The sequence below is a fragment of the Verrucosispora sp. SN26_14.1 genome (genome assembly GCF_004307965.1).
GTDB lineage: Bacteria > Actinomycetota > Actinomycetes > Mycobacteriales > Micromonosporaceae > Micromonospora.
This window is the reverse complement of record NZ_SISL01000021.1, coordinates 1-12,651: the sequence shown is the minus strand read 5'-3', so window position 1 is coordinate 12,651 and position 12,651 is coordinate 1. Positions and strand designations below refer to the sequence as shown.

Genomic DNA, 12,651 nt, shown 5'->3' with positions numbered 1-12,651 from the left:
GGCACCACGACGATCGCGCGTCCGGGCGCCGGCCGCCGGACACCACGACCTGAGCACCGCGTCAGTGTCAAGTAGAGAGCCTGGTTCATGGTTGACAAAGACAACATCGAGTCCATCTCCGGCCTGGCCGCGATGCAGAAGGGCATGCTCTTCAGCCACGCCGTGGACACCGGCTCGGACGCCTATGTGGAGCAGTTCGACTTCGTGATCTCAGGCGAGGTCGACGTCGCGCACCTGCGGACGGCGCTGGCGGGTGTGTCACGCACCTACAGCGTCCTGCGGACGATCTTCTCGTACCGCAACACCGACCAGCCGTACCAGATCGTGTTGAAGGAGTGGGCGCCGCAGCTCGACGTCCTCGACTACCGGGACCGGGGCGACCAGGACCGGGACGTCGAGGAGTTCAAGGTCGCCGACCGCGCGAAGGGTTTCGACCTCAGCGCGGACGTCCTGCTGCGGGCGACCCTGATCCGGCTGGGCGACCGCCGCTGGCGTCTCGTGTTCACGTTCCACCACATCATCCTGGACGGCTGGTCGCTGAGCCCGCTGTTCGGGACGCTGATGGGCTACTACGAGGAACTGACCCGATCCGGCGCGTACCAGCCGCAGCTCGAGGCGATGCCGTACCGCGACTACGTCGCCTGGTACGAGCGGCAACACGACGAGGACGCCCGACGGTACTGGGCGGAGGCGCTGGAGGGCTACGAGAACGAGGCGGTCCTGCCGGCGAGCCCCCGTCCCGGCGGCTACCGTGGCGTGACCCACCGGTTCACGCTCCCCGCCGAGCTGCACGACGAGCTGAAACTCTTCGGACAGAAGGCCGGGGTGACCCAGAGCGCCGTCTTCCAGGCAGCCTGGGGTGTCGTGCTGCAGAAGTTCACCTACGCCGACGACGTTGTCTTCGGCAGTGTGGTGTCCGGGCGCGGCATCGAGATGGCCGGCGTCGGTGACGCGGTGGGGTTGTTCTGCAACACGCAGCCGGTCCGGGTGACGACCACGCAGGACCAGCACTTCACCGGCCTGTGCCGGGACGTGCAGCAGTCGTACCTGCGGGCGAGCGCCTTCGAGCACTACGCGTTGCACGAGATCCAGGGCCTCACCCCGCTGCGGAACCGGCTTCTCAACCACGTCGTGGCCTTCGAGAACTACCCGCTGTCGGAGCAGTTGCGTGACTTCGCCGGCGACAGCGGCGAGGGGCTCGCGTTCGACGGGGTGGAGGTCTTCGAGCGGACGAGCTACGACCTGCACATCGTGGTCAACCCCGGCGCCGACTTCGCGATCACGTTCGTCTACAACGAGAACGCCTACGCGCCGGAGTTGATCCGGTCGCTGGAGCGCTGTCTGCTGAACGTCTTCACCGCGGCGGTGCGCAACCCGCGGGCGCGGGTCGCGGACATCGCCCTGTGGGAGAGCGGTGCGGTGGATGCCCCGGCGCTGGGGAGTCCTCGTTCGCGCATGTTGGACTCGTCGGTGGTGGACGTGTTCGCCGAGCGTGCCGCGACCCACGCCGGGAGGACCGCGCTGGTGTGGCGGGGCAGGGAGCTCAGCTACGCGGAGGTGGACCGCTGGTCCGATGCCGTGGCCTGGGAGCTGAGGAGCCGTGGTGTGGCGCCGGGCGCGGGGGTCGGCGTGCTCGCGGACCGCCGTCCGGAACTGATCGTGGCGATCCTCGGCCTGTTGAAGAACGGGAACTTCTACGTCCCGATCGACACCAAGGACGCCAAGCCCAGGATCGAGTACGTCGTCGCCGACGCGGGCGTACGCGACCTGTGCACGGTGGCGGAGTTCGCCGACCGGGTGCCGGCGGGGGCCCGTGCGCTGCTCGTCGAGGAGCCGGCCGGGGAGGTGCCCCCGTTTCCCGGGCGGCGCGACCTGAACGGCGCCACGGCGTACCTGATGTACACGTCGGGCTCCACCGGCAACCCCAAGGGCTGCAAGATCACGCACCGCAACATCATGCGTCTCTTCGCGGACCAGGAGTTCTTCGACTTCGACGACCGTCAGGTCCTGATGTTCACCGGTTCGCCCGCCTTCGACGCCAGCACGTTCGAGATCTGGGGGACGATGCTGTTCGGCGCGACCCTCGTACTCGCCGACGAGCTGGACGTGCTCGACGGTGACCTGATGCGCGAGGCGATCAAGCGCAACGAGGTGACCGCCATGTGGCTCACCGCGCCGCTCTTCAACCAGCTGTGCGACTACGACCCGGCGATCTTCGACCGGCTGGGACACCTCGTCGTCGGCGGCAGCGCGTTGTCGGTCCAGCACCTCGCGAAGGTCCGCGGCGTCTGCCCGGGCCTGCGGATCACCAACGGCTACGGTCCCACCGAGAACACGACGTTCTCCACGACGTACCAGGTCCGCGACGAGGATCTCCGCCGCGAGCGGATCCCCATCGGCCGTGCGCTGGCGCACTCCTCTGCCCACGTCCTGGACCGCGGCCTCAACCCGCTGCCGCCCGGCGCGATCGGCGAGCTGTGCGTGGGAGGTGACGGCGTGTCGACCGGTTACCACAACCGGCCGGACCTCGACCGGGTCGCCTTCGTCACGGTGCCGGCGTTGTCCGGCCGGCGTCTCTATCGCACCGGTGACCTCGTGCGGGAGTTGCCCGATGGGTCGCTGGACTATCTCGGACGAGCGGACGACCAGGTCAAGATCAGCGGCTTCCGGGTCGAGTTGGGCGAGGTCGAGAGCATGCTCCGGTCCGTCGAGCATGTCGAGGACGCCGCCGTGATCTGCGTCGAGGTGGACGGCGAGAAGAGCCTGCGCGGCTACTACGTCGCCGGTGCGCGGATCGCACCGGAGGTGGTGCGGCAGGGCATGGCGCAGCAGGCCGCCCCGTACATGATCCCCGCCGGGCTGGTGCAGCTCGACCGGATTCCGTTGACCAAGAACGGCAAGGTCGACCGTACCCGGCTGGCGCAGATCCGCCCCGAGCCGGAGTCCCGCCCCGAGGCACCGGACCTCGGACCGGTCTCCGACGTGACGCGGATCCTCTTCGAGATCATCTCGGACCTCGTCCCGGTCGAGACGATCGACGTGAACCGCAACTTCTTCGATCTCGGGATCAACTCGCTCAACCTGTTGACCATCAACAACCGGCTGCGCAAGGCGCTGGACCGGAACGTACCCCTGGTGCAGCTCTTCCAGCACACCTCCATCGCCTCCCTCGCCGCCTATCTCGACGGCGCGGACAGCGCCGACGAACCGGCCACCCCCACCGACGACGCCGACGCCGAGGACGCCTTCGCCGAGCAGGACGAGGAGCACGCTTTCGCTGCCAGCGCGCTGCTGCGCGAGATCGCGGACGAGTTCGCCGAGGAACTCGCCGCCGAGCTTGAAGAGGAGCGCTGACCATGCCGCAGAGCAAGGCCGTCACGCGTCGTGACACCGGCCTGGAGATCGCCGTCGTCGGCATGGCCGGCCGGTTCCCGCAGGCCGAGGACATCGACCGGTTCTGGGCGAACCTGGTCGAGGGCGTCGATGCCATCTCCCGCTTCACCGATGACGAGCTCGTCGGGGTGGGCGTGGCCAGGGCAGCGCTCGCCGACGAGAAGTACGTCCGGGCCAAGGGTGTGTTCCCGAACATCGAGTACTTCGACGCGGAGTTCTTCAACTACGCCCCGGCCGACGCCACCCTGCTCGACCCCCAGGTCCGTGCCCTGCACGAGGAGGTCTTCCACGCCCTGGAGGACGCGGGCTACTCGGCGGAGGGTCGGCCCGAGGCCATCGGGCTGTTCCTCGGTGCCACCAACAACCTCCCCTGGGAGACGCACACCCTGACCAGCCACATCCTGGAATCCGGGATGACGTTCACCGGCATGCAGCTCAACGACAAGGATTTCGCCGCCACCCGGATCGCCTACGCCCTGGACCTGAAGGGACCGGCGTTCACGCTGCACACGGCGTGCTCGACCTCGTTGGTCGCCATCGACATGGCGTGCCGCAACCTGTGGACCGGGTCGTGTCAGATCGCGCTCGCGGGTGGGAGCGGGCTGACGCTGCCGCACAAGAACGGGTATCGCTACCAGGAGAACATGATCCACTCGCCGGACGGCCACTGCCGGCCGTTCGACCGGGACGCGGCCGGCACCGTCGAGGGCAACGGCGTCGGTGTCGTGGTGCTCAAGCGCCTGGAGAACGCCCTCCGCGACGGCGACCACGTCTACGCGGTGATCAAGGGCTCGGCGGTCAACAACGACGGCAGCCGCAAGGTCGGCTACACCGCGCCGAGCATCGAGGGACAGGCCGAGGTCATCCGCAAGGCCTATCGTGTCGCCAACGTCCGCCCCGCCGAGGTGTCCTACATCGAGACGCACGGCACCGGCACCTCGCTCGGCGACCCGATCGAGGTCGAGGCGCTGCGCAAGGCGTTCGGCACGGGTGCGCCGGGCACGACCGGGCTCGGCTCGCTCAAGGCGAGCATCGGCCACCTCGACACGGGCGCCGGTGTCGCCTCCCTGATCAAGACGTGCAAGATCCTGCAACACCGGACCGTGCCGCGCAGCCTGCACTTCCAGGAGCTGAATCCGAACGTCGACCTCGACGGCAGCCCGTTCTACGTCGTCGCGGAGAAGCAGGAGCTGCTGCCGAAGCGGTCGAAGACCGACGAGGTGCTGCCCTTGCGCGCGGGCGTGAGCTCGTTCGGTATCGGCGGCACCAACGCGCACGTGGTGCTGGAGGAGGCACCCGGGGCGAGGCCGGTCTCGGGCAAGGGGCGGGCGTACAACACGTTCGTCGTCTCGGCGACGTCCGCGCAGGCCATCGGGCGGATCAAGCGGAACTTCGTCGACCACCTGGCCGCGTACCCGGATATCGACGGCTCGGACCTGGCCTGGACCCTCCAGAACCGCCAGCGCCGCCTGGCCTTCCGGTACGCCGTGGAGTTCGGGAACGTCGAGGAGCTGCGCGAGCGGATCCAGGAGTCCCTGGACACCGAGGAACCACCCGCGCAGGTCCACAAGAACGCGCGTCGCGACGTCTACTTCCTCTTCAGCGGTCTCGGCGCGCAGCACCTGCGGATGGCCCGTGGCCTCTACGAGACCGAACCCGACTTCCGGACGCACCTGGACGAGTGCTTCACGATCAGCGCGGACCAGGGCAACGATCTGCCCCGCGAGGTCTTCTTCGGCGACTCCCCGGCGGCGGAGAAGCAGCTGAACAACATCGGGACCACCCAGATCCTGTTGTTCATGCTGGAGGCGTCGATGGCCCGGACGCTGATCGGGTGGGGCCTCAAGCCGAAGGGGATGATCGGGCACAGCACCGGTGAGCTGGCGGCGGCGTACGTGGCGGGCGTGTTCTCGCTGGAGGACGGCATCCGTCTGGTCCACGCCCGGGGCAGCCTGATGGACACGACGGTCGAGGGCGCGTTGACCTCGGTGCGGGCGTCCGAGGACGTGGTCCGGGGCATGCTGACCGACGAGTTGGCCATCGCCGCGGTGAACGGCCCGGAGGACTGCACCGTCTCCGGCACCCCGGCGGCGATCGCCGAGGTCGAACGGCAATGCGCGGAGCGGGAGATCAGGTTCTCGCACATCGAGGCCGACCACGCCTACCACTCGCAGTACATGGACTCCATGCTCGTCCGGTTCCGTGAGGTGCTGGAGCAGGTGACCCTGCACCAGCCGAAGATCGCGTACCTGTCGAACGTGACCGGAACGTGGATCACGGCGACGCAGGCGACCGACCGTGAGTACTACTGTTCGCACGCCCGGGAGACGGTCCGGTTCGCTGCCGGCGTCGAGGCGATCCTGGAGCGGGGCGGCACCCTGTTCGTCGAGGTCGGACCCGGCAAGGCGCTGTCCTCCTTCGTGCGCGCCATCGCCCGGGACACCGAGGTCACCACGGTGAACATGCTGCGTCACCGGATGGAGGAGATCGGGGACGAGGAGCACCTGGCCCGTGCGGTCAGGAAGCTCTGGGAGAACGGAGTCTCACTGGACTGGACGACGTTCCACAGTGGTCGCTCGCCGCGTAAGGTGACGCTGCCGTTGTACCCGTTCGAGAAGGTCGAGTATCCGGTCGACATAGAGCAGTTTCAGCGGCTGGTCGAGGGCGAGACCGACGGCGGCCTGCGCGTCGCGACCGTCAAGTCCACCCGGCGGGCCGTCACCGGCGCCGTCACCGCGACCGGGCCGGCACCGGCCGCACAGCTTGCCTGGTCACGATCCGTGCGTCCGTCCTCGACCGGGAAAGAGCAGCCGAAGGTCCTGATCGTCCTCACCGACGACCGCCGTGGGATCAGGCGCGTACTGGACGAGGTCGCGCACTGGCGGACGCTCTACGTCTCGTTCGGCGCGCAGTACCGGTTCGACCGGCAGTCCGGCGCGGTGATCCGCCCCGGCCACGACGACGACCTCACGCGACTGCTCGACGACCTGGAACGGCACGCCCTGGCCGGTGACACGGTCGTGGTGGACCGCACGGAGTACGCGTCCCTGGTGACGACGCTGCGTGGCCTCTGCGCGGCCATCCCCGAGATGCGGGAGCGCTGCGTGAAGGACGTCGTGGTGCTGGACACCGCCGGCTTCCTGGGCACGCGCGGTGACCTCGTGCCACTGCTCATCGGTGTCAACCACGAACATCCGACGTTCCGGGTCCGGGCCGTGCGGTGCGACGCGTCCCTCGACGACCGGGCCGGACGCGCCGCGTGGCGCGAGCATCTCCAGACGGAGTTGGAGGCGCACCGGCCCGACGACGTCGCGGTCCGCTACGAGCGGGATCGGCGACTCGTGCCCCGGATGGTCCCGCTGGACGGTGCCGACGCGGCGGCCGGGCGGCCGACCAGGACGGTGGTCCTCACGCGCCGCGGTGACGTCGAGGACGTGGTGCGCGACCTGGCCGGGGTGAATCCCGCCCGTACCGTCGAGGTCCTGCCGTTCGACCTCGGCGCGGACCCGGCGGAGACCCGGGTCGGCGTGGTGGACGAGCGGATCACGGTGCTGCCCGTGGTCACCGGGACCACCGGGGAGGAGCTGGCCGGCAGGCTCTCGACCGGGTTGCGGGCGCTGCCCGCCGTGGACGAGGTCGTCCTCTGGGACACGCCCCGCCGCGACGGCGTCACCGACGGTCTCGACCAGCGTCGGCTGCTCGACCTGCTGACCGAGGTGGCCCGGGACCGGCGGATCCCGTGCCACGTCCTGTCCCGCCCGGGTCTGGACCGGGACGGGTGGGACCGGGAGGTCACCACCTGGTTCGCGGACAACGAGCGCGACGCCGCCGAGGTGGGCGTCACCCGGCTCTACTCGTTCGCCGAGCTGTGTGCGGCCGACCGCTCGATCCTGGACCTGTTGCCCAGGATGCGCGAGGCCGGTATCCGCACGGCCTACCACGGTGTGGACCTCCTGCGGGCGCAGGCGGCGGCCAAGCTGGTCGATGCCGAGGTGGAGCCCGGGCGGGCCGACGCGCGGCAGGCGATCGCGGCGATGATCGAGCGCGAGATCCGGACGCTGCTCGGCTTCAGCGAGATCAGCGACCGCGCGGACATCTTCGACATCGGCCTGGACTCGGTGAAGCTGGTGCAGTTCACCAACGCCCTGGACCGCAACGGCTACAAGATCCTCGCCAAGGAGGTCTACAACCACCCGACGGTCGCCGGCCTCGCCGCGTTCCTCGAGCGGACGGCGAAGGGCGGCGGAGCGGAGGACATGTCCTTCGACGGCCTCGCCGCGCTCCTGGAACAGCGCCTCGGCGCACCGTGTGCCTTCCGTGAGGTGAAGTCGGGTCGTGACGAGGACACGCTGGTCGTGCTCGGCGTGGCGGGTCTGGACGACGCGTTGAAGACTCGGGTGGTCCGGGAGTTCACCGAGCTGCGGGTGCCGCCCGAGTTCCTGCCGCACTACGTGGTGCGGGGTGGCCCGGAGGAACTCGACACGGGCCTGGACTTCGAGGCGTTGAAGGCGCGTGCGGGCCTGCCGTCGTACCCGGGCGGCTACGCCGCGGTCTTCGAGGAGATCGACCGTCGGCAGGAGGAACTGCGCAGCTCCATCGGCGCCCGGCCGGTGAAGTGGACGTACCCGATCAGCGCGATGCAGAAGCAGCACTTCGCCACCGAGTCCCGCCTCCAGCTCTACCTGATCCAGTTCCGTGAGCTCATCGACCTCGACGTGCTCCAGCAGGCGCTGTGCGACGTGATCGGGCGGCACGGGCTCATGCGCAGCTTCCTGACCCGGTCGTTCGGGCGGTTCCGGTGGAAGGAGTTCGAGGCCCCCGAGGCCATCGCGCTGCCCCGCCTGGACATGTCCGGCCTGGAGCCGCACGAGCAGGAGGAGTTGCGGGCGGAGCTCGTCAAGCGCGAGTGGAGCATGGACTTCAAGGTCGTCGACAAGCCGATGTACCAGGTCGTCCTGATCACGTACAACGACAGCTCGCACGACCTGCTCTTCCAGTTCGACCACTCGATCTTCGATGCGGCGTCCGGCCAGTTGTTCCGGGGTGACCTGCTCAAGCGCTACGAGGAGCTGGCCGCCGGCACGAGTCGGGCGATGCCGATCGCCAAGAGCTACCGGCACCTGCAGGACCAGATCGCCAAGGGGCCGGTCGACATCACCTCGGACGAGCTGATCGAGAAGTTCGACCTGGTGGAGTACGTCCGGTACGCGAAGACCATCCAGGACAGATCGGCCCGGTACGCGGACAGCCAGATCCGGGACGTCCGTTACTCGGTCGACCTGGACCGGCTGCGGGCCGCCGACGGCACCGAGCCGGACCTGTTCTATGTGGTCGTGCACCTCTACGCCCGACTCGTCAGCCGCCTGCTCGGCATCGACAAGGTGGCGTTGATCATGCTGCTCCAGTCGCGTGTCTTCGAGGACAAGGACTACTCCGAGGTGATGGGCATGGTCCTCGGCAGCCTCCCCGTGCTGGTGCCGGCGGAGCGCGGCACGATGCAGGACCTCGACGGGATCATCACCGACAAGGTTCGGATGATGAACAAGAACAACGTGAGCTTTCTGAACCTCGTGCAGAACGTCCGGTCGATTTTCAAGCATCGGAAAGTGCTGTCCGTGATGGGTAAGACGCTCCGACCGACCTGCTTGTTGAACTTTGTCGGAAATGTCGAGGATGAATACGACGCGATCTGGGACATGACCCTGGCGCAACTGACGGACGATCAGACCAAATTGGACTATGCGGACTGCTACTGTGTCTCGAAGGTGGGCAACGGGCGCCTGGATCTGCTTGTCCTGAGCAAGTGGGTCGACGACCCGCGTGACCTGGTCCGTGTGCTGGATGACGAAGTCGAGTATCTGACCAGCGGCATTTCCGCTGGGTGAAGTGTTGATTGTCGAAGGAGGGTGATAATGGCTGTAATCGAACTGGACCACGTTACGAAGACGTACAAATCAAGGGGTCGTCGAACGGTCGCCAACGACGACGTGAGCCTGCGCGTCGACGAGGGCGAGGTGTTCGGCCTGTTCGGCCACAACGGCGCGGGCAAGACGACGATCGTGAACCAGCTGCTCGGCCTGTTGAAGCCCGACTCGGGCTCGATCGTGATCGACGGCAAGGACATCACGAAGAACCGGAACCTGGGGCGCTACCTGTGCTCGGTGCAGCCCCAGTCCAAGACCCCGCTCGGTGAGCTGACGCCGCGTTCGGTCACCCGGGTCATGGGTCAGCTCCGGGGGATCAGCGCCGCCGAGGTGGACCGCCGCACGACCGAGCTGTTCGAGAAGCTCGACATCATGCAGTGGGCGGACGTGGAGGGCACCAAGCTCTCCGGCGGGGTCCTGCGCCTCACCGGGTTCTGCATGGCCGCCGTCGCGCCGGGTCGCGCGGTGATCCTGGACGAGCCGACCAACGACGTCGACCCGGTCCGGCGGCGGTTCCTCTGGAGCGCGATCCGCGACCTGACCAACGACGGCACGGCCGTCGTGGTGGTGACGCACAGCATCCGGGAGGCCGAGAGCGCTGTCGACACCATGGCGATCCTCGACGAGGGCAAGGTGCTCACGCAGGGCAACGTCCGCCGGATCAAGGGCGAGACGGCCGGCAACCGGATGAAGCTGGAAGCGGTCGCCCTCGTGCCCAAGGACCGCTTCGTACGGCCCGCGTGGAGCGAGAGCCTGAAGGTCTCGGCCGCGGAACTGACCCTCACCTTCGAGCGCGAACTCGCTGCCGAGGCCCTGAAGTGGGCCGCCGAGCAGCGTGACGGCGGCCTGCTGGCGGAGTACTCCCTCACGGAGATCACCCTCGAAGACATGTACATCGAACTCGTCGGCAACAAGGGAGCGGTCGCAGGTGTCCACCGGTAGCAAACTCAAGTACGTGATCGAACTCCAGGCCCGGAAGCAGGGCAGCTACCTGGTCGTCTTCTCGATCATCATGACCGTGATCGCCCTCGGCGTGGCGATCGGCTTCTCCTACCTGATGTCGTCGCCGGATGGCAGCGGCATGCTCTACCTCGCGACCGGCGCACCGACCATCGTGCTGATCATGACGGCTCTGGTCACCGTGCCGATGCAGAACGCGGGCGCGAAGATGACCGGCTACATCGACTTCGTCAAGGCGCTGCCGGTCAGCCGCAAGCTGTTCCTGATCGCCGATGTCGGGATCTGGGCCATGGTCACCATCCCGGCCATCGCCATCTCGGTCTTCGTCGCGCACCTGATCTTCGCGCCCGGTTACGCGATCTCGTGGAACATCATCCCGTCCTTCGTGCTCATGGTGCTGTCCTGCTTCGCCATCGGCTACGGATACTCGTTCGTCATCCCGGCCGAGCCCGCCATGGCCCTGTCGCAGCTGATCGCGTTCACCTCGCTGATGTTCTCGCCGATCAACTTCCCGATCGAACGGCTGCCCGGCTGGGTCCAGGCGGTGCACGAGGTGCTGCCGATCTACCACATGGCGGAGGTGATGCGGGCGTCGCTGGCCCACACGACGTTCGAGGCACGGCCGATCAGTTACATCATCCTCGGCGTGTGGACGGTCGTCGGGTTCTTCGGCGCCGCGAGGTTCCTGGAAAGGGCCTGACCGAGTCGGTCGGCGACACGGCCACGCGGTGTCACGGACGTGGCCGTGTCGTTGCTCCGTGGCGATCCGGGTGAACCGCTTGACAGCTAGACAGAGAGAGTGCCAGTGAGCATCGTGGAAAAACTCCCGCTCGTGTGCTTCCCGCACGCGGGTTCGGGAACGTTGTACTACAGCAAGTGGAAGTTCGCGCTCAGCGACGGGATCGACTTCCGGGTCGTCCAGTACCCGCTGCGGGAACAACGGGCCAACACCCCGATGCCGGCGTCGTTGCCCCTGCTCGCCCGGGACATCTTCACCGAGCTGGTCGACTCCTTCCGCGGGACGTACGCCATCTGGGGACACAGCATGGGCAGCATCATCGGCTACGAGGTGGCCAAGCTGTGCCAGCAACGCCTGGACAACCCGCCGTTGATGTTCTTCACCTCCGGGTCGGCCGCGCCGTGCGACCGGGGCTTCACCTCGGTGTCCGACCTGGACACCCAGGAGGGCATCAGGCGGGTGTTGCGCGAGTACGGCGGGCTCAGCGAGGAGAACCTCGCCGACCCGGACTTCATGAACTTCTTCGCGCCGATCATCGGGGGCGACCTGAGACTGCTCGGCGGCTACCAGGACCTGGCCTTCGCGCAGTTGCAGTGCCCGATCGTGGTGATGAAGGGCCGTGACGACCGGGTCGTCACCGACCAGTGGCAGCGGTACACCGAGTTCCCCGTGGAGACCACCGAGTTCGACGGCGGGCACTTCTTCGTCGAGGAGCGAAGGCCGGAGGTCGCCGCGTTCATGGAGTCGAAGATCCAGCTGATGTGGCAGCGGAAGAGGGCCTCGGTCAGCTGACAGGAGCCGGGGCGCCCGGCCGTACCCACGCGTCGGCCGGCCGCCCCATACGGCAGCGCACACCCCATCGACCGCCCCACGCCTCCGGACCTCGTCGGACGACCGGTCTCACCCAGGCGGTGCGAACGCGCAGAACTCGTTGCCCTCCGGGTCGGCCAGCACCCACCAGCTCACCGTGTCGTCCGGTTCCCGCAGCAGGCTCGCCCCGGCGGCGATCAGCGCGGACGGCTCGGGATCGACGAGATCGACATCCCAGTGCAGCCGGTTCTTCACCGACTTGCCTTCCGGCACGGTGTCGAAGATCCAGAAGTCCCACGGGAACCCGCCGGCACCGACGATCTTCGCGTACCCCTCGTCGCTGGGGTGTACCTCGCCGCCGACGACGCCGGACCACCAGGCGGCCTGCGCGGCCGCGTCGGCGGAGTCGACCACCAGCTCGAACGGCCCGGGAACGACATCCTCACCGGGCGGGACGGCACAGAACTGGTTGCCCTCCGGGTCGGCCAGCACCCACCAGTCGATCTCCGAGTCGGGCTCGCGGACGATCCGCGCCCCGGCCGCCAGCAGCGCCGTCGGCTGCGGCTCGGCCAACCACAGATCAAGGTGTACGCGGGTCTTGACGCTACGTGGCTCGGGCACCCGGTTGATCCAGATCGACTCGGCCGAGGAGCGCCCAGCCGGCGGATCGACCCTCCCGTCGCCGTCCCCGGTGTCGACCAGGCTTCCGCCGAGCACCCCGGCCCAGAACCCGCCGAGAGCGTTCGCGTCAGTGGCGTCGAGACAGAGATCCTTGAAGCGCGCGAGCATGCCGCCGATCCTGCCCCCAACCCCGCCCGCCCGCAC

The 12,651-nt window shown here is 68.1% G+C and carries 6 protein-coding genes; 5 read left to right on the top strand and 1 reads right to left on the bottom strand.

Annotation, left to right across the window (positions count from 1 at the left end; all coding sequences use genetic code 11):
- Positions 1-87 precede the first annotated feature (87 nt).
- The 5 genes from EYA84_RS04260 to EYA84_RS04240 all read left to right on the top strand — a co-directional run bounded on the left by EYA84_RS04260 (position 88) and on the right by EYA84_RS04240 (position 11,808).
- A complete protein-coding gene (locus EYA84_RS04260; RefSeq protein WP_131051686.1) occupies positions 88-3,354 on the top strand; it encodes a non-ribosomal peptide synthetase in 3,267 nt (1,088 codons plus the stop codon).
- A 2-nt stretch (positions 3,355-3,356) separates the two neighbouring features.
- Complete coding sequence (locus tag EYA84_RS04255; protein WP_131051685.1) at positions 3,357-9,278, top strand: type I polyketide synthase; 5,922 nt, start codon at positions 3,357-3,359, stop codon at positions 9,276-9,278.
- Positions 9,279-9,305: 27 nt separating this feature from the next.
- On the top strand, positions 9,306-10,259 hold the full coding sequence (locus EYA84_RS04250; protein WP_131051684.1) for an ABC transporter ATP-binding protein: 954 nt from the start codon (positions 9,306-9,308) through the stop codon (positions 10,257-10,259).
- Complete coding sequence (locus tag EYA84_RS04245; protein WP_131051683.1) at positions 10,246-10,977, top strand: ABC transporter permease; 732 nt, start codon at positions 10,246-10,248, stop codon at positions 10,975-10,977. Before EYA84_RS04250 ends, EYA84_RS04245 begins: the two co-directional genes overlap by 14 nt.
- Before the next feature lie 105 nt (positions 10,978-11,082).
- The gene (locus EYA84_RS04240) at positions 11,083-11,808 is read left to right on the top strand and encodes a thioesterase II family protein (protein WP_201272286.1); all 726 of its coding nucleotides are present in this window, start codon (positions 11,083-11,085) and stop codon (positions 11,806-11,808) included.
- A 108-nt stretch (positions 11,809-11,916) separates the two neighbouring features.
- On the opposite strand, the gene EYA84_RS04235 is transcribed toward EYA84_RS04240, so the two are convergent.
- Positions 11,917-12,651: VOC family protein (locus tag EYA84_RS04235; RefSeq protein WP_236145587.1), on the bottom strand; the 735-nt coding region annotated here is incomplete at its 5' end.

Bases quoted from the DNA above. Each gene is read 5' to 3' on its own strand.
- EYA84_RS04260 (WP_131051686.1), top strand. From the start codon at position 88: ATGGTTGACAAAGACAACATCGAGTCCATCTCCGGCCTGGCCGCGATG.
- EYA84_RS04255 (WP_131051685.1), top strand. From the start codon at position 3,357: ATGCCGCAGAGCAAGGCCGTCACGCGTCGTGACACCGGCCTGGAGATC.
- EYA84_RS04250 (WP_131051684.1), top strand. From the start codon at position 9,306: ATGGCTGTAATCGAACTGGACCACGTTACGAAGACGTACAAATCAAGG.